Below are 18,220 nucleotides of genomic sequence, written 5' to 3'. Positions count from 1 at the left end.
ACCGAATGCACCGATTGTAAGAAACACCCAATCACATCGATCACAGAGGGTTACAGGCAGGGCGAGGGAGCGCGCCCATGCAGGGTTTGATCGGGTAAGCTTGCGGCTTAATTTATGACTTACTCACTGCACACATTGACCCATCCCACGGCTCGGGCCGATGCGCTGGAAACACCACCGACTTTTTGGGCGCGTTTTGCCCAAGAAATCGCTTTGTTGATCGGCGGAGCGGTCCTGTTGCTGTGCCTTTTGGCATTGCTCAGCTACCAACCTGGCGACCCGGCTTGGTCGACCTCGGGCAACGGACAGTCAGTGCGCAACTGGACAGGACGCGCCGGGGCCCTGTTGGCCGATTTGGCTTATTTTTCCTTGGGTTACTCCGCGTGGTGGTGTTTGGCAGCCGCGTCGCGGGCTTGGTTGGTGGGCTTGGCGCGTTGGATGCGGGGGGGCAGAACCGATGAAACGCCCCATCCGTCCTCTCCGGGGCGGGGCAATGCATGGTCATTTTGCTTGGGCTTGGTCTTGCTTTTGCTTGCCAGCACGAGCCTTGAATGGGCGCGTTTGTACCGTTTAGAAGCCAACCTGCCAGGTCACAGCGGGGGCGTTGTGGGCTATTTGACGGGCTCTGCCCTGGTCCACTGGCTGGGGTTTACGGGTGCTGCTCTGGCGGGTTTGGTACTCGTGGTCGCCGGTATGGCTTTGGTTTTCCGTTTTTCGTGGGGCCATTTGGCCGAGGCGGTGGGTTCACGCATCGATGGTTTGATCCGCTCTCGCCATGTCAAGCGCGAGATGGAAGAGGACATGGCTTTGGGCCAGCAGGCTTTGCGTGAGCGCGAACAGGCCATGCCTTCGCAACCGATTGAGCCGCAGTGGGATATGAACCCTTTGACCCCCGCACCTGAGGGACAACTGGACCTGGAGCCGGTGCCATTGCCAGTGCCGCCGCCTGCGCCTCGGGTCATTGAACCCGCTGTTGTGGATGTGCCGCGCAGCGATCGTGTGGTGAAGGAGCGTCAAAAACCCTTGTTCACCGAACTGCCTGACAGCAAATTGCCGCAAGTCGATTTGCTCGACAGCCTGTCCATCCGCCAAGAAACGGTGTCCCCCGAAACGCTGGAGATGACCAGCCGCCTGATTGAGAAAAAACTCAAGGACTTTGGTGTGGAGGTGCGTGTGGTGGCCGCTGCGCCGGGTCCGGTGATCACGCGTTACGAGATTGAACCTGCCACAGGCGTCAAAGGCTCGCAGGTGGTCAATCTGGCCAAAGACTTGGCGCGCTCACTCAGCCTGGTGTCTATCCGGGTGATTGAGACGATACCCGGTAAAAACTTCATGGCCTTGGAATTGCCCAATGCCAAACGTCAGTCGATCAAGCTGAGCGAAATTCTGGGCTCGCAGGTCTACCACGAGGCCAAGTCCATGCTGACCATGGGCTTGGGCAAAGACATCATCGGCAACCCGGTGGTGGCCGATCTGGCCAAGATGCCGCACGTCTTGGTGGCGGGTACCACGGGTTCGGGCAAGTCGGTGGGTATCAACGCCATGATTTTGTCCCTGCTGTACAAGGCCGAAGCCCGCGATGTGCGTCTCTTGATGATCGACCCCAAGATGCTGGAAATGTCGGTTTACGAAGGCATTCCGCACTTGCTGGCCCCTGTGGTGACCGACATGCGCCAAGCTGCGCACGGCCTGAACTGGTGTGTGGCCGAAATGGAAAAGCGCTACAAACTCATGAGCAAGATGGGTGTGCGCAACCTGGCGGGCTACAACGTCAAGATCGACGAAGCCACGGCCCGCGAAGAATTCATCTACAACCCCTTCAGCCTGACGCCGGACGATCCCGAGCCGCTCAAACGCCTGCCGCACATCGTGGTGGTGATCGACGAATTGGCCGACCTGATGATAGTGGTGGGCAAGAAGATCGAAGAGCTGATCGCACGCCTGGCCCAAAAGGCCCGTGCCGCCGGTATCCATTTGATCTTGGCCACCCAACGCCCCAGCGTGGACGTGATCACGGGTTTGATCAAGGCCAACATCCCGACCCGCATCGCGTTTCAGGTGTCGAGCAAGATCGACAGCCGCACCATCTTGGACCAAATGGGGGCAGAAGCACTGTTGGGCATGGGCGACATGCTCTACATGCCCTCGGGCACGGGCTTCCCCATTCGCGTGCACGGCGCGTTTGTCAGTGACGAGGAAGTGCACCGCGTGGTCAGCTACCTGAAAAGCCAAGGCGAGCCCGACTACATCGAAGGCGTGCTTGAAGGCGGCACGGTCGATGACGATGGCGGCATGCTCGGCGAAGGTGACGACGCTGAAAAAGACCCCATGTACGACCAAGCTGTCGAGGTGGTTTTGAAGAACCGCAAGGCCAGCATTTCACTGGTGCAACGCCACCTCAAGATTGGCTACAACCGAGCCGCCCGCTTGGTGGAAGACATGGAAAAAGCCGGTTTGGTCAGCAGCATGAGTGGCAGCGGCCAGCGTGAGATTTTGGTGCCCGCAAGGGCAGAGTGAGCGCCATGACAAACAATTTTTGCTCGCGACGTCTTGCCTTGGGTTTGCTGGCGAAGGCCTGCTTGGGTTGCACGTTTTGGGCTTGGGGCTCTTTGGCGCATGCCGACAGTGTGGACCTGTTGGCCCAGTTCATGAAGCAAGCCCGCAGCGGTCGAGCACAGTTCACCCAAGTGGTCACGTCGCCCACCCGCCCAGGTCAAGTGGCGCGTGCCAAAAACTCAAGCGGCGGTTTTGAGTTTCAACGCCCCGGCAAATTCCGCTTTGATTACCGCAAGCCCTTCGTTCAAACCTTGGTGGCCGATGGTCAGACCCTCTGGCTGCACGATGTGGATTTGAACCAGGTCACAGCGCGACCTCAGTCGCAGGTGCTGGGGGCCACACCGGCGGCTTTGTTGACGTCCGCGTCTGATTTGCAGGCCCTTAAAAACGATTTTCAATTCACCCCCGAGCCCGATCGCGATGGCCTGCAGTGGGTGCGGGCCACCCCCCAATCGCCAGATGGTCAAATTCGATCGGTGATGGTGGGTTTGCGTGCAGTGCCGGCAGGCCCTGAGCTGGTGGTGCTCGATGTGCAAGACAGTTTGGGTCAGCGTTCCTTGCTCACTTTCACGGTTTTTGAGACCAATCCCTTGCTGCCCGCCAGCACCTTCGTGTTCAAGGCCCCAGCGGGCGTCGATGTCATCCGACCTTGATGCCGGCCAACTTGCCATGACCACGGTCAATTTGACGCCCCATGCCCCCTTGGCAGAGCGTTTGCGCCCGCGCCACTTGGGTGAGGTGATCGGTCAACAGCACTTGCTCGGCGAAGGCATGGCGCTTCGCCTTGCATTTGAGTCAGGCCAACCCCACAGCTGCATTTTGTGGGGGCCGCCCGGCGTGGGCAAAACCACCATCGCCCGTTTGATGGCCGACGCGTTTGATGCCCAGTTTTTGAGCATCAGCGCCGTTTTAGGGGGCATCAAAGACATCCGCGAAGCCGTGGAAAAGGCCGAGGCCGCCAGAACGGGTTTGCATCCGCAGCGGACCATCATGTTTGTGGACGAGGTGCACCGCTTCAATAAGAGCCAGCAAGACGCGTTTTTGCCGCATGTGGAAAGCGGCTTGTTCACCTTCATCGGTGCGACCACCGAAAACCCGTCTTTCGAGGTCAATTCGGCCTTGCTCTCTCGGGCAGCGGTCTATGTGTTGCAGCCTTTGACCGAGGACGACCTGAGCCACATCGTGGAACGTGCCCAGGGTATTCAAGCGATCCCTGCTGTCGAGCCCGAAGCCTTGACGCGTTTGTTGGCCTACGCCGATGGCGATGCCAGGCGGTTGCTCAACACGCTCGAGACCTTGGCCATGGCGGCCAAACAGGAAAGCATCGATCCGGTGACGGACGCCTGGCTGATGCGGGTTTTGGGTGAGCGCATGCGGCGCTACGACAAAGGCGGTGAGCAGTTTTACGACACCATCAGCGCCTTGCACAAGTCGGTGCGCGGCTCAGACCCCGACGCCGCGCTGTATTGGTTTGTGCGCATGCTCGATGGTGGTGCAGACCCGCGTTATATGGCCCGTCGCCTGATCCGCATGGCCAGTGAAGACATCGGATTGGCCGACCCGCGTGCGCTGCGCATGGCGCTGGACGCCGCCGATGTGTACGAGCGTTTGGGCAGCCCCGAAGGGGAGTTGACGCTGGCGCAATGTGTGATTTATCTGGCCATGGCGCCCAAGTCCAACGCGGCTTACAAAGCCTTCAAAGAAGCCAAGGCTTGGGTCAAACAAGATGGCACCCGACCTGTGCCCATGCACCTGCGCAACGCCCCTACAAAGCTGATGAAAGACCTGGACTACGGCAAAGGCTACCGCTACGCCCACGACGAGGAAGATGGCTTTGCGGCGGGTGAGCGTTATTTGCCCGATGGCATGCCCGATCCTGGTTTTTACAGGCCGGTTCGCAGAGGTCTTGAAATCAAAATTGCCGACAAATTGGAATCGCTGCGCAACAAAAATGCGGCCACAGGGTAATTCCTGACCGATATGAATACTGTAGGGATACTTTCTTTCACTACAATCCCGCCACCCCGCCCGGTGTCTGCAATCTCTGGCGGGGTTTTTTGCTAATGGTCAGGGCTCGCCCAAAAGGTGGGCCTGGCTTAGAACAACAACCAAAGCGAAGCCCCGTTAAGCGCGGGTCAAAACACGGAGAAATTTATGGACGTCTTCCTCCAGCAGGTCATCAATGGCCTGGTCATGGGCAGCATGTACGCCTTGGTGGCCTTGGGCTACACCATGGTGTACGGCATCATCAACCTGATCAACTTTGCGCACGGTGAGGTGCTGATGGTGGGCGCTTTGACCAGCTGGTCTGCCATCGGCATGATGCGCGACGCCATGCCTGGCGCACCAGGGTGGGTCATTTTGATTTTGGCCACCTTGATCGCTTGTGTGGTGGCTGTCATTTTGAATTTCTCGATCGAAAAAATCGCTTACCGGCCGCTGCGCAACAGCCCCAAGTTGGCCCCCCTGATCACCGCCATCGGCATGAGCATCTTGCTGCAGACCTTGGCCATGATCATCTGGAAACCCAACTACAAGGCTTACCCCACTTTGCTGTCGAGTACACCCATCAACATGGGCGGTGTGGTCATCACACCCACCCAAATCATGATTTTGGGCGTCACGGCCGTGTCACTGGCCGTATTGATGTGGTTGGTCAATTACACCCGCTTGGGTCGTGCCATGCGGGCCACGTCTGAGAACCCGCGTGTAGCGGCCTTGATGGGCGTCAAGCCCGACATGGTGATTTCGGCCACCTTCGTGATCGGTGCGATCTTGGCGGCCATTGCAGGCGTGATGTACGCCTCCAACTACGGTACGGCGCAACACGCCATGGGTTTCTTGCCGGGTCTCAAAGCATTCACTGCCGCGGTGTTCGGTGGCATTGGCAACTTGTCTGGGGCCGTGATTGGCGGTATTTTGCTGGGCCTGATCGAGGCCATCGGTTCGGGCTACATCGGTTACCTGACCGGCGGGGTGCTGGGCAGCCACTACACCGACATTTTTGCTTTCATTGTTTTGATCATCGTGTTGACCCTGCGCCCCTCGGGCCTCATGGGTGAACGTGTGGCCGATCGCGCTTGATGGAGGGGAGCATGAAAAACAACAAAACACTTCAATTTTTGCTGATCGGTGCGGCCCTGTTGGCCTTGCCTTTGGTCTTGCAGATTTTTGGCAACGCCTGGGTGCGCATCGCTGACATGGCCTTGCTCTACATCTTGCTGGCCATTGGCCTGAACATCGTGGTGGGCTATGCCGGTTTGCTCGATTTGGGCTATGTGGCTTTCTTTGCGGTGGGGGCCTACATGTACGGCTTGCTCTCGTCTCCCCACTTGTTCAACACCTTTGCGTGGGTTGCGGCAACGTTTCCACAAGGCATGCACATGCCGATTTGGCTGATCGTGCCCGTTGGGGCCGCATTGGCGGGTTTGTTTGGCATGTTGCTGGGTGCGCCCACGCTCAAGCTGCGCGGTGACTACCTGGCCATCGTGACCCTGGGCTTCGGTGAAATCATCCGCGTGTTCATGAACAACCTGGACCACCCCGTCAACATCACCAACGGGCCCAAAGGCTTGGACCAAATCGATCCTATTTCGATTTTTGGTTTGAATCTGGGCAAAAAGCTGATGATCGGTGACTTCGAAGTCGCTTCGGTATCGCTGTACTACTACCTTTTCCTGAGCTTGGTGTTGGTCACCATTCTGGTTTCGCACCGCTTGGAAGTGTCCCGCATTGGCCGCGCCTGGATGGCGATCCGCGAAGACGAAATCGCCGCCAAAGCCATGGGACTGAACACCCGCAACTTGAAGCTGTTGGCTTTCGGCATGGGCGCTACCTTCGGTGGCGTGTCGGGGGCCATGTTCGCAGGCTTTCAGGGCTTCATCTCGCCCGAGTCCTTCAGCCTGATGGAGTCGGTGATGATCGTGGCGATGGTGGTGCTGGGTGGCTTGGGCTATTTGCCTGGCGTGATTTTGGGCGCGATCTTGCTGTCGGCTTTGCCCGAAGTGCTGCGCTATGTGGCGGGTCCTTTGCAGGAGATGACGGGTGGTCGTCTGGACGCCTCCATCATGCGCCAGCTGCTTGTGGCTTTGGCCATGATCGTGATCATGTTGATGCGTCCTCGTGGGCTGTGGCCTTCGCCTGAGCATGGCAAATCGCTCAAGACGAAATGAAGGAGCAGAACATGAACCCCACAGCCAACCAAGACACCGTTCTGAACGTCTCTGGTATCTCCAAGCGATTTGGCGGTTTGCAAGCCCTCACCGACGTGGGCATGACCATTCAACGCGGTCAGGTCTATGGCCTGATCGGCCCCAACGGCGCAGGCAAAACCACCTTCTTTAACGTGATCACCGGCCTGTACACGCCTGACAGCGGCACTTTTGAGCTGGCAGGTAAGCCTTACCAGCCCACGGCGGTCCATGAAGTGGCCAAGGCAGGCATTGCCCGCACCTTCCAGAACATCCGTTTGTTTGCGGAAATGACGGCTCTGGAAAACGTCATGGTGGGCCGCCATGTGCGCACCCATTCGGGTTTGCTGGGCGCGATTTTCCGCACGCCCAGCTTCAAGGCCGAAGAGGCCCAGATTGCCCAACGTGCGCAAGAGTTGCTCGACTATGTCGGCATCGGCAAATACGCCGATTACAAAGCCCGCACGCTGTCTTATGGTGACCAGCGCCGCCTGGAAATTGCCCGTGCCTTGGCCACCGACCCGCAGCTCATTGCGCTCGATGAACCTGCAGCCGGCATGAATGCCACCGAAAAAGTGCAACTGCGCGAGTTGATCGACCAAATCCGCAAAGACAACCGCACGATCTTGCTGATCGAACACGATGTGAAGCTGGTCATGGGCTTGTGTGACCGTGTCACCGTGCTCGACTACGGCAAACAAATTGCCGAAGGCACGCCGGCCGATGTGCAGAAAAATGAAAAAGTGATTGAAGCCTATCTGGGCACGGGAGGACACTGAGATGGCCGACATCCTTTTGAAAGTCAAAGACCTGCAAGTCGGCTATGGCGGCATTCAGGCCGTCAAAGGCGTGAGCTTGGAGGTGCGCGAAGGCGAGTTGGTGTCTCTGATCGGCTCCAACGGTGCGGGCAAAACCACCACCATGAAAGCCATCACCGGTACCTTGCCCTTGCAAACAGGCGACATCGAGTACCTGGGCAAAAGCATCAAGGGCCAGGGCCCTTGGGATTTGGTCAAGCAAGGTCTGGCCATGGTGCCGGAAGGCCGTGGCGTGTTCACCCGCATGACCATCACCGAGAACCTGCAAATGGGCGCTTACATCCGCTCAGACGCCAGTGGCATTGCGGACGACATCGAGAAGATGTTCACCATCTTCCCGCGTCTGCGCGAGCGCAAGGACCAGCTGGCGGGCACCATGTCCGGTGGCGAGCAGCAGATGCTGGCCATGGGCCGTGCTTTGATGAGCCGCCCCAAAGTCTTGTTGTTGGACGAACCCTCCATGGGCTTGTCGCCCATCATGGTCGACAAGATCTTTGAAGTGGTGCGCGATGTGTACGCCCAAGGCGTCACGGTGTTGCTGGTGGAGCAAAACGCCAGCCGTGCCTTGGCGATTGCCGACCGTGGTTATGTGATGGACTCCGGCCTGATCACCATGACCGGTGTGGGCAAAGACATGCTCGAAGACCCCAAGGTGCGCGCAGCCTATTTGGGCGAGTGAGTCGCTCTGAGGTTAACAAAAAGCCCGGCATGCCGGGCTTTTTGCATTCAGCGATCAGATCGATCTCAATCCACCCGTGCACCGCTGGCTTTGACCACGCTTTCATAACGTGCCAACTCTGTTTTCATGAACGTACCAAACTGTTCGGGTGTGTTGCCCACAGGTTCGGCCATCAGTTGGGCAAAGCGTGTTTTGGTCTCAGGGGCTTGCAGGGCGATCACAAAAGCCTTGTTCAAACGGTCCACCACATCGCGGGGCGTGGCCGCAGGCGCCACCAGACCCCACCAAGTGTCGATCGAAAAGTCTTTCAGGGTTTCACTCATGCTCGGGATATCGGGCAGGGCGTTGCTGCGCTGTCCAGTGGTCACGGCCAGGGCTTTCAGGCGGCCTGCCTTGATGTTGGCGGCTGCCGTGGCCAAGTTGTCGAAGTTGAAGTCCACCTGCCCCGACAACAAAGCCAGCTGCGCGGGGTTGCCACCGTTGTAGGGAATGTGCACTGCAAAAATACCCGCAGCCCGCTTGAACATCTCGCCAGCCAGGTGACCCGCACTGCCGTTGCCACCGGAGCCGAAGTTCAGCTTGGCGGGGTTGACTTTGGCATAAGCCACCAAATCGGCCAGCGTGCTGATCTTCAGGCGTTGTGCGGTTTCTGCGTTCATGACCAACACATTGGGCACACGCAGCATTTGCGTGATGGGCGCAAAGTCGCGGCTGGCGTCGTAAGGCATCTTGGCAAACAGCCAAGGGTTGATGGCGTGTGTGGCCGTGGCCGCGATGCCGATCGTCAAACCATCGGGCGCAGCTTTGGCCACCAGATCCGCGCCCAAATTGCCGCCAGCACCGGGGCGGTTTTCAATGATCACGGTGCCCAAGCTGTCTTTGACGCGCTCGGCCAAAGCACGCGCGGTGACGTCTATCGCGCCGCCCGCTGCGTAGGGCACGATGATGCGGATGGGCTTGCCTTGCGCCCACACGGGGGTGCTGAGTGCAAGAGACGCGGCAGCAAACTGGCGGCGGGTGATCAAAGTCATTTCAGGCTCCTGGCGAAATAGGGTCAGTGCAAAGGCTTTTTGTGGGAGCGAGCCCCTGCTCGCGAATGTCTGCCGTAGCTGGATCGGTCATTCGGCTGCAGGGGCAGCCTCCCACCAAGACGCTGGTCTATCAAGCCTTCGCCTTGTCCGCCTCGGAGGTGAACGAATCGGCGTAAAACTCTTCTTCGGGCAATCCACCTTGCGCCACGTAGTCGCGCTTGGCCGAATCCACCACGATGGGGGCACCACAGGCATAGACCTGGTGGCCCGACAGGTCTGGGAAGTCCTGCAGCACGGCCTGGTGCACAAAGCCTGTGCGGCCTGTCCAGTGGTCTTCGGCCTCGGCGTTCGAGATCACCGGCACGTAGCGCAAGTTGGGCATCTCGGCCAAGCGGGCTTCCACCCAATCGGCCATGTACAAGTCGGCTGGGCGGCGGCCCCCCCAGTACAAGGTGGCCGGGCGGGTGATGCCGCGGTGTTGCATGTGCTCGATCAGCGCCTTGATGGGTGCAAAGCCCGTGCCCGAGGCCAGCAGCACCATGGGTTTGTCGCTGTCTTCACGCAGGTAAAAACTGCCGTACGGGCCTTCGGCGCGCAGGATGTCTTTTTCCTTCATGGTGGTGAACACCGGGTCGGTGAACTTGCCGCCGGGCATGTGGCGGATGTGCAGTTCTACTGTGGGGGGCGCCACCTCGAGGGTGTGCGGGGCGTTGGCCATGCTGTAGCTGCGGCGCGAGCCGTCACGCAGCAAGAACTCGATGTACTGGCCCGCGTGGAACTTCATCACGTCGTTGGCGGGCAGTTGCAGTTTCAGCACGATCACGTCGTGTGATTTTTTCTCCAAGCTGACCACGCGCACCGGCATTTTCTTGACGGGCAGGGCACCCTCGGCCGTCACTTGTTTGGATTCGAGCACCACATCGCTTTGGGCGGTGGCGCAGCAGGTCAGCACCAGGCCTTGGGCTTCTTCGTCTGCCGACAGGGCTTTGTCTTGGTGTGGACCGTGCACCACCGTACCCGAGAGCTTTTTGCATTTGCACGAACCGCAAGCGCCGTCCTTGCAGCCATAGGGCAGACCAATCCCTTGGCGAATGCCGGCGGCCAGCAGCGTTTCATGGGCGTCGGCGGTGAAATTGCGGCCACTGGGCTGCACAGAAATTTGAAAGCTCATCTTTTCGGTATCCTTGCGGGTGTGAATTCGACCCGGAACCCCTGATTTTGCCTTCAAACCAACCCCCCCTGGGTGCACTGCCTGCCCGCTTCCGTCGCCAACGTTTGCTGATCGTGGGCTGTGGCGATGTGGGATTGCGCACGGCAGGTCAGTTGGGTGCAGCTGGAAGCCGGCGCGTGCGCGTGATGGCTTTGACCTCATCGCCTGAACGAGTGCCCCTGCTGCGGGCCTGTGGCATCACCCCTTTGGTCGGTAATCTGGACGATGCGCACAGCCTCCAGCGCCTGGCGGGGCTGGCACACCGGGTGATTCATTTGGCCCCACCCCCGACAGACCGAAGGGGCGAGTCTGAGCGCGACCCGCGCAGCCTGGCCTTGGTGCGTGTCTTGCGCTTGCGCACACCACCCCAAGCGTTGGTCTATGGCTCCACCACGGGCGTTTATGGCGATTGTGGTGGCCAGCGCGTGAGCGAAACCCGTGCCGTGAACCCCCATACCCCCCGCGCACAGCGCCGGGTGGACGCCGAAAATCTGATGCGTTTTTTGGGCCGCAGCGGTGTGCGGGTCAGCGTCTTGCGCATTCCCGGCATTTACGCCCCCGACCGCGAAGGCGGCACGCCGCGAGGGCGCTTGCTCAAGGGCACACCCGTGCTGGTGGCCAAAGAAGACGTCTATACCAACCACATCCATGCCAACGATCTGGCGCTGGCTTGTGCAGCCGCTTTGTGGCGTGGCAAGCCCCAGCGCATGGTCAACGTCACGGACGATACCGACCTGAAGATGGGCGATTATTTCGACTTGGCTGCCAGCTTGTACGGTTTGCCCAAGCCGCCGCGAATTTCGCGCAGCGATGCCAACACGGCCTTGCCCTTGATGCTGCTGAGTTTCATGAACGAATCACGGCGTCTGGACAATACACGCATGAAACAAGAGCTGAGGCTCAAGCTGCGTTACCCCCATGTTCGAGACGGCTTGAGCCTGCAGGGCGCATTGTTTCCAACAGGGCAGTGAGACCTTCATGAATACGCAACGCATCGACAAATGGCTTTGGGCTGCACGTTTTTTCAAGACCCGCAGCATCGCCAGTGACGAGATCGGCAAAAACCGAGTCCAGGTCAATGGCCAAAATGCCAAGGCTTCGCGTGAAGTGAAAGCGGGCGATACGGTGCAGTTGCGCCAAGGTGCTGTGCAGAGCACGGTGCAGGTCTTGGGCGTGAGCGGGGTGCGTGGCCCGGCACCTGCTGCGCAGTTGCTTTACGAAGAAACCGCCGAGAGCATCACGCTGCGCCAAAAAGCCGCCGAGATGAACCGCTTGGCCCGCGAACCTGCCCTGAGCATTGAACAAGGCCGCCCCACCAAGCACGACCGCAGGCAGATTCAAAAAGATTGGGATGACCGTTGGAGCGCAAAAGCCGTTTGGTGAACCCCTGGAGGGAACCTTACTCGCGCCAATCGATCACCATCTTCAAACATTCCGGATCACCAAAAGCGACTTCGTAGGCCTGCTGCGCCTGTGCCGCTTTTTCGGTGTGGGTGATGAGGCCTTCGAGCGGCAAACTGCCATCGTGGAACATGGCCACAACGGCATCCAGATCGTGTTTTTTCCATTGGGCAGCGACACGTATGCTGGCTTCTCGCATGAAGGCCGGGGCATAGGCAAAAGACAGGTCTTGTTTGTAAAAGCCCGCCAGAACCACTTCACCACCGGGTGCCATTTTGGGAATGACACGGTTCAAAATGCTGGCGTCCCCACTGACATCGCAGATGCAACGGTAATCTTTGCGGGTGTCTTGGTCAGGGTGAATCACGTCGTAGCCTAAGGCACCCGCTTGTCGAACCGCTTGTGTTTCCCAAACCACAGGTGCTGGTTTTCCAGCTGCAACGACCATGCGTGCCAACAACCTGCCCATGATGCCGTGGCCAATGATCAAGTCAGGGTAGGCCAAATGGGTACTTTCACGACCCACGGTGAAAACATGGTGCGCCGTGGCTGCCAAAGCCAAAAGAACGCCTTTGTTGCCCAGAGACGGGTCAAGCTTGACGGCTCGGTCATGCGGCACGACCAAGCGAGAGCCCGATCCGCCAAACAGGTTTTGAACTCCTAGAAAGGCATAGGACCCTGGCAAAAACACCTGATCGCCTTTTTGCAAACCAGAAACATCGGCGCCCAAATTGACGATGGTGCCAACGGTCTCGTAACCGGGGACCAAGGGGTAAGCCAAGCCAGGAAAAGGCGGCATGGTGCCTTCCCACAACAAGCGTTCAGTCCCCGTGCTGATGCCACTGAAAGAGACTTCAACCTCTAAATCAAGTGGGCCCATGGGGGCAAGTTCAAGTTCGCGAACTTGCAAGGATTTGGGCGCTTCAAAAACAATGGCTTTGGCTTTCATGCGCTCAATTCTGACTGAAATGGAGGATGAGTGTCAAAATGATGTGACAGTCAAGATGTAAAAATTGTCCAATGACATGGACGCGGCTGTTCAAAAATAAGGATATCCATCATGATCGGCAAATTCAAGTTGGCAAGCTCGTCATCGCATGTATCAATTTTTTAACCGGGGTGTCGTTTTGTTGGCCAGTGTTGTTTTATCTGCCGGTGCGCTTTATGGTTTGTGGGCACCCGACATCCCGTCTTCCGAGCTCAAGCTGCGTTACAGCGCCGCTTACCAGCAAGTTGTGGACGTTGATGGACTCAACATCCATTACAAAGACACTGGCCCTCGCGATGGGCCCGTTCTGCTTTTGCTTCACGGGTTTGGTTCCAGTTTGCAAACCTGGGATGTGTGGTCGAGCCAGCTGGAGCAAAATTTTCGTGTCATCAGGCTGGATTTGCCTGGGTTTGGCCTCACAGGCCCAAGTCCTGTGAATGATTATTCTGAGAAAAACGATCTCGCCACATTGACGCGCTTTGTCAACAAATTGGGCTTGTCGAGCTTTTCAGTCATCGGGCACTCTATGGGCGGAAAAATGGCTTGGGGCCTTGCTGCGGCCGAGCCAGATCGCGTGAAGGCCTTGGTCCTGATGGCGCCCGATGGTTTCCCCGATGCCAAGGACATTGGCAGCAAGCCTTATGAAATGCCTTCAGTCATGGGCTTGATGAAGTTTTGTTTGCCCAAGTTATTGGTTCGCAAATCCATAGAGCCTGCATTTTTCAACACCAATGCGCTGACCGACCATTTGGTCAACCGGTACTACGACATGCTCAGGGCCCCGGGTGTGCGGGCCGCCATTCTGGATCGGGGGAATCAAACCGTTTACACCGATCCCGTGCCGCGCCTGAAAAGAATAACGGCCCCCACTTTGCTCATCTGGGGTGAGCAAGATCGGCTGATTCCCAGCAGCAATGCCAAAAGTTACGCGGGCGTTTTGCCGGTTTCGAAAACAGTCCTTTTGCCCAATTTAGGCCATTTGATTCAAGAAGAGCAACCCGAAGTGGGTTTGCGGCAGGTGACTGAGTTTTTAACTTCAACCCTCTGACGCTTGCTGCACAGGGCTGACTCATGGGTGGATGGACATGGCTGGGTAAAGTGTCACCCTGTATTTACTTTTTAAACTGTAATGTTATATTGACACCCTGATCTGTCCATTTGATGGTGGCAGATTCCTTCACAAGGGGGGTGTATGAGTCTATTGAACCGGGCCGAAGAGGCGCTGAAATCACACTTTGCCACGGCCGCAGGTTCGGGCGCACCGCCCCTGTTGCAAGCCGCGATGCATTACGCGGTGTTTTCAGGCGGCGCCAGGATTCGTCCGCAGCTTTGTTTGGCTGTGGCCACAGCATGTGGCGATGATGCCCCCGAGTTGACCAACGCCGCAGCGGTGGCCTTGGAATTGATGCACTGTGCGTCATTGGTGCATGACGACATGCCCGCCTTTGACAATGCCGACTTCCGAAGGGGAATCCCCACGGTTCACAAAGCCTTCAGTGAGCCTTTGGCTTTGTTGGCAGGTGACGGATTGATTGTCATGGCCTACCAAGTGTTGATCAACGCCGGAAGGCAGCACCCGGAACGGTTGATTGCACTGATGGACAACCTGTCGCGCGGCGTGGGGCTGCCCAATGGCATTGTGGCGGGTCAAGCATGGGAGTGCGAAACCTCTGCAGACTTGGCTCACTACCAGCGATCCAAAACAGGTGCTTTGTTTGTATCCGCCACATCTGCAGGCGCTATTGCAAGCGGTCACTCACCCGCGCCGTGGGCATCACTCGGGGCCTACTTGGGTGAAGCGTATCAAGTTGCAGACGACATCCGCGATGTACTGGGCGACATTGACATGCTGGGCAAACCAGTCGGGCAAGACAAGCTGAACGAACGGCCCAGCTCAGCCCAGGCCTTGGGTTTGGAGGGGGCCATCCAGCACTTTGATTACTTGATTGGCCAGGCTGGAAATGCCATTCCAGAGTGCGCCTGCAAAGACATGCTCAAGCAATTGGTCTTGTTGGAGTCTCAGCGTTTGGTGCCCAAATCGATGTGCGAAGACTATCGAAAACGCGCTGGCAGTGCGAACCCATCAAAGCCCCGTGCGAACCCGAACAAGAGCATTCAACAAGGGCAAACATCGCCATGACCAAACCCATGAACCTCGATGGAATGCCCAATGGGCTGATGGAAGTGACCACTTGGCAGGACCGCTTGCTGCAATGGCTGGAGCGGCTTTACGCCAGCCCGAAGCTGTACCAGTGGTCTTTGAGCAATCCCTTGACCCGGTGGATCACCAAGCGCCGAACACAACAAATTTTCGACCTGATGTCGGGTTTTGTTTACTCGCAAGTCCTGTTGGGTTGTGTTCGCCTGGACCTGTTCAAAATGCTTTACCAAAGGCCACTGGACCTCCAGCAAATAGCGCTTCAAACCAAGCTGTCTGAACAGGCGTTGCAGCGTTTGTTGTTGTCCGCGGTTTCTTTGGGGCTGTTGGAGCGCCGAAGTCAGCAGCGTTTTGGATTGGGTGCCTTGGGCGTTCCTTTGGCCATGCATCCGGGTATTGGGGCCATGGTCGAGCACAACCACTTGCTCTACCGCGACATGCAAGACCCCTTGGGTTTTTTAAACAATGCTTGGCTGGGAACCATGGCCGACTATTGGCCCTACGCACACGATGAACAAGCGGCAGAAAGAGCCGCTCAAGACAAGTTCAGTCGCTATTCAGATTTGATGGCGTCCTCGCAAGAGTTCGTTGTTCAAGAGATTTTGGGTTCCTACTATTTCGATGAACACAGCTGTGTCATGGATGTAGGCGCAGGCAAAGGCCGATTCGCCAGTGAACTGGCCTTGCATGCGCCACATCTGAAACTCCAATTGTTTGATTTGCCGCCAGTGCTGGAGTTGGCCAAGGCCACTTTTCAGAGCAAAGGCCTGCTGGATCGATTGACCTTGTCTCCAGGCAACTTTTTGCACGACACCTTGCCGCAAGGTGCGGATTTGGTGACTTTGGTGCGTGTGGCGCATGACCATCCGGATGAGGTGGTTCAGCAGTTGTTGCAAAAAATACACGACGCACTGCCCGTCGGTGGCACCTTGCTCTTGGCCGAGCCGATGGCGCAAAGCCAATCCCAAAGTGCTTATGGGCCGCAACAAACCGATGCGTATTTCCATTTTTATTTGCTCGCCATGGGGGCTGGCCGCCTCAGAACGCCTGAAGAGTTGATGCAGATGATGAGCAAGGCTGGTTTCGTCGTGATCGAGAAGCTGCCCAACAACATGCCTATCCATGCGCAAATTCTTTTGGGTCGAAAAGATAAGTGTTTACCCTAAATTGACGCATTGATGTAAATCAAGCTTGACGTTTTGTTGTGTAAGGTGAAAAATACAGTCATGAAATCCATCGCCGTCGTTTTCGACAAACCGAAACAACTCTCCTTGCAGGCGCTCGAGCTGCCAAACCTGCAAGCGGGTCAGTTGGAAGTGGCGGTTGAATACAGTGGCATCAGTACCGCTGCTGAGAGCGTCTTGTGGGATGCAGGCGTGTCCGCCTTCCCTGCCATTGGCTATCCCCTTATCCCGGGGTTTGAAACTTTTGGGCGGGTGGTCAAAGCGCACAAAGGCGCAAAGATCAAAGAAGGTGAAATGGTTTTTGTGCCTGGGGCCAATTGCTTCTCGGGTTTCAAGAGCATGTATGGCGGTGCTGCATCGCGCTTGGTGGTGTCAGATCAACTGGTGCTGCCTGTTTCGGATGAATTGGGCGTTGAGGCTGTCCTGCTGGCGCTGGCTGCTACCGCATACCACGCGGTCTCGGGCGGCGGCACCCATGAACCCTTCACCCCACCCGATCTGATCATTGGCCATGGTGTGATGGGCCGTTTGTTGGCGCGACTCACCGTTGCCGCCGGATGCCCACCACCAACCGTTTGGGAAACACAAGCGGAAATTGCCAAAGGTGCTCAGGGTTATGAGGTCATTTCTCCAGAGGATGACCCACGCAAAGACTACCAAGCCATTTACGACGTCAGTGGCAACACAGGTCAATTGGATCAACTGATTCAGCGCATTCGCCCTGGCGGCGAAGTCGTGTTGGCGGGTTTTTATAAAAACGGTCTTCAGTTCTCCTATCCCCCCGCATTCACGCGTGAAGCCCGAATTCGGGTGGCCGCTGAATGGCAAAGGAATGATTTGTTGGCAGTCAATGAACTGGTGAACAAGGGCCAACTTTCCCTCAAAGGCTTGATCACACATGTGCAAGCCTTTCAATCAGCCAACGCTGCCTATGAGACGGCGTTTGGTGATGTTTCTTGTCTCAAGATGGTTTTGGACTGGAGCGCTCACGCATGAAAAATCAATCAACTTCCAACGAACAAGCGATCCAATTTGTGGATCGCTTGCGTCAAGAGGCAGCTTTGCCCAATGATGCTGTGAGTACAGACGTACCCACCAAAGAAACCCAAATCATTGCCATTTATGGCAAGGGCGGTATCGGCAAAAGTTTCACGTTGGCCAACCTCAGTTACATGATGGCGCAACAGGGCAAAAAAGTTTTGTTGATCGGTTGTGATCCAAAAAGCGACACCACCAGCTTGTTGTTTGGTGGCCGCGCATGCCCCACCATCATTGAAACTTCATCGAAGAAAAAACTCGCGGGTGAGGCGGTGGCCATTGGTGATGTCTGCTTCAAACGCGATGGCGTTTACGCCATGGAACTGGGTGGGCCAGAAGTCGGTCGCGGCTGCGGCGGTCGCGGCATCATTCACGGCTTTGAGTTGCTCGAAAAGCTGGGCTTTCACGAGTGGGGCTTTGACTATGTCTTGCTCGACTTCCTGGGTGACGTGGTTTGCGGGGGCTTTGGTTTGCCCATTGCACGCGACATGTGCCAAAAAGTGATTGTGGTGGCCAGCAACGATTTGCAGTCCCTGTATGTGGCCAACAACGTGTGCTCAGCGGTGGAGTATTTCCGCAAGCTCGGCGGCAATGTGGGTGTGGCCGGCATGGTGATCAACCGCGACGACGGCACAGGCGAGGCGGCCAACTTTGCAGAGAAGGTGGGCATTCCCGTCTTGTCCACCATCCCGGCCAACGAAGACATTCGCAGAAAGAGTGCCAGTTACGAAATCATTGGTCGCCCAGACTCGGTATGGGGCCCCATGTTTTCTGAGTTGGCCGCCAATGTGGCCACCTCGGTGCCGATTCGTCCGAACCCCATGACACAAGACCAGTTGCTGGGCTTGTTTGCCGCTTCGGCCGTGGGTCGCGATGTGGTGCTGGAGCCTGCCACCCAATTTGACATGTGCGGCAAAACAGACACCAGCAAGCCCACGCTCGAAGTGGTGTACGACGAAGTTTGACG

At 57.4% G+C, this 18,220-nt stretch carries 17 protein-coding genes; 14 read left to right on the top strand and 3 right to left on the bottom strand.

Features of this window, described 5'->3' with window-relative positions; genetic code table 11:
* Positions 1-114: 114 nt before the first annotated feature.
* The 7 genes from B9Z40_RS03945 (at position 115) to B9Z40_RS03915 (ending at position 8,243) form a co-directional block, all read left to right on the top strand.
* Positions 115-2,517, top strand: coding sequence for a DNA translocase FtsK (locus B9Z40_RS03945; RefSeq protein ID WP_100171986.1), 2,403 nt, complete (start codon positions 115-117; stop codon positions 2,515-2,517).
* 5 nt (positions 2,518-2,522) lie between these two features.
* Complete coding sequence (gene lolA / locus B9Z40_RS03940; RefSeq protein ID WP_100171985.1) at positions 2,523-3,209, top strand: outer membrane lipoprotein chaperone LolA; 687 nt, start codon at positions 2,523-2,525, stop codon at positions 3,207-3,209.
* Positions 3,210-3,225: 16 nt separating this feature from the next.
* Positions 3,226-4,524 (top strand): replication-associated recombination protein A, encoded by a 1,299-nt coding sequence (locus tag B9Z40_RS03935; RefSeq protein ID WP_100172900.1) that lies wholly within the window; start codon positions 3,226-3,228, stop codon positions 4,522-4,524.
* Positions 4,525-4,710: 186 nt separating this feature from the next.
* The gene (locus B9Z40_RS03930) at positions 4,711-5,640 is read left to right on the top strand and encodes a branched-chain amino acid ABC transporter permease (protein WP_100171984.1); all 930 of its coding nucleotides are present in this window, start codon (positions 4,711-4,713) and stop codon (positions 5,638-5,640) included.
* 11 nt (positions 5,641-5,651) lie between these two features.
* On the top strand, positions 5,652-6,728 hold the full coding sequence (locus tag B9Z40_RS03925) for a branched-chain amino acid ABC transporter permease (protein ID WP_100171983.1): 1,077 nt from the start codon (positions 5,652-5,654) through the stop codon (positions 6,726-6,728).
* Between the two features lie 11 nt (positions 6,729-6,739).
* Positions 6,740-7,525, top strand: a complete 786-nt coding sequence (locus B9Z40_RS03920; protein ID WP_233204775.1) for an ABC transporter ATP-binding protein — start codon at positions 6,740-6,742, stop codon at positions 7,523-7,525.
* A gap of 1 nt (position 7,526) precedes the next feature.
* Complete coding sequence (locus B9Z40_RS03915; protein ID WP_100171981.1) at positions 7,527-8,243, top strand: ABC transporter ATP-binding protein; 717 nt, start codon at positions 7,527-7,529, stop codon at positions 8,241-8,243.
* 65 nt (positions 8,244-8,308) lie between these two features.
* Here B9Z40_RS03915 and B9Z40_RS03910 read toward each other — a convergent pair whose 3' ends face one another.
* Positions 8,309-9,274 (bottom strand): tripartite tricarboxylate transporter substrate binding protein, encoded by a 966-nt coding sequence (locus tag B9Z40_RS03910; RefSeq protein WP_100171980.1) that lies wholly within the window; start codon positions 9,272-9,274, stop codon positions 8,309-8,311.
* A gap of 130 nt (positions 9,275-9,404) precedes the next feature.
* The gene (locus B9Z40_RS03905) at positions 9,405-10,445 is read right to left on the bottom strand and encodes a CDP-6-deoxy-delta-3,4-glucoseen reductase (RefSeq protein WP_100171979.1); all 1,041 of its coding nucleotides are present in this window, start codon (positions 10,443-10,445) and stop codon (positions 9,405-9,407) included.
* A 47-nt stretch (positions 10,446-10,492) separates the two neighbouring features.
* Here B9Z40_RS03905 and B9Z40_RS03900 point away from each other — a divergent pair, with 47 nt between their 5' ends.
* Positions 10,493-11,455, top strand: coding sequence for an NAD-dependent epimerase/dehydratase family protein (locus B9Z40_RS03900; protein WP_100171978.1), 963 nt, complete (start codon positions 10,493-10,495; stop codon positions 11,453-11,455).
* A 7-nt stretch (positions 11,456-11,462) separates the two neighbouring features.
* Positions 11,463-11,867 (top strand): RNA-binding S4 domain-containing protein, encoded by a 405-nt coding sequence (locus B9Z40_RS03895; RefSeq protein WP_100171977.1) that lies wholly within the window; start codon positions 11,463-11,465, stop codon positions 11,865-11,867.
* Between the two features lie 16 nt (positions 11,868-11,883).
* Here B9Z40_RS03895 and bchC (B9Z40_RS03890) read toward each other — a convergent pair whose 3' ends face one another.
* On the bottom strand, positions 11,884-12,834 hold the full coding sequence (gene bchC, locus B9Z40_RS03890) for a chlorophyll synthesis pathway protein BchC (protein ID WP_100171976.1): 951 nt from the start codon (positions 12,832-12,834) through the stop codon (positions 11,884-11,886).
* A gap of 148 nt (positions 12,835-12,982) precedes the next feature.
* Here bchC (B9Z40_RS03890) and B9Z40_RS03885 point away from each other — a divergent pair, with 148 nt between their 5' ends.
* The 5 genes from B9Z40_RS03885 (at position 12,983) to B9Z40_RS03865 (ending at position 18,218) form a co-directional block, all read left to right on the top strand.
* The gene (locus B9Z40_RS03885) at positions 12,983-13,921 is read left to right on the top strand and encodes an alpha/beta fold hydrolase (protein WP_100171975.1); all 939 of its coding nucleotides are present in this window, start codon (positions 12,983-12,985) and stop codon (positions 13,919-13,921) included.
* 144 nt (positions 13,922-14,065) lie between these two features.
* The gene (locus B9Z40_RS03880) at positions 14,066-15,013 is read left to right on the top strand and encodes a polyprenyl synthetase family protein (protein WP_100171974.1); all 948 of its coding nucleotides are present in this window, start codon (positions 14,066-14,068) and stop codon (positions 15,011-15,013) included.
* Positions 15,010-16,197: a methyltransferase gene (locus tag B9Z40_RS03875; RefSeq protein WP_100171973.1), complete on the top strand. Its 1,188-nt coding sequence runs from the start codon at positions 15,010-15,012 to the stop codon at positions 16,195-16,197. The genes B9Z40_RS03880 and B9Z40_RS03875 overlap by 4 nt, the downstream gene beginning before the upstream one ends.
* Before the next feature lie 60 nt (positions 16,198-16,257).
* The gene (gene bchC, locus B9Z40_RS03870) at positions 16,258-17,211 is read left to right on the top strand and encodes a chlorophyll synthesis pathway protein BchC (RefSeq protein WP_100171972.1); all 954 of its coding nucleotides are present in this window, start codon (positions 16,258-16,260) and stop codon (positions 17,209-17,211) included.
* The gene (locus tag B9Z40_RS03865; RefSeq protein WP_100171971.1) at positions 17,208-18,218 is read left to right on the top strand and encodes a chlorophyllide a reductase iron protein subunit X; all 1,011 of its coding nucleotides are present in this window, start codon (positions 17,208-17,210) and stop codon (positions 18,216-18,218) included. Before bchC (B9Z40_RS03870) ends, B9Z40_RS03865 begins: the two co-directional genes overlap by 4 nt.
* The last annotated feature ends 2 nt before the right edge of the window (positions 18,219-18,220 follow it).

It is taken from the genome of Limnohabitans sp. 15K (assembly GCF_002778285.1).
Lineage (GTDB): Bacteria > Pseudomonadota > Gammaproteobacteria > Burkholderiales > Burkholderiaceae_C > Limnohabitans_A.
Note: the sequence above shows the minus strand (reverse complement) of the source record. Positions and strands in the feature narration are given on the sequence as shown.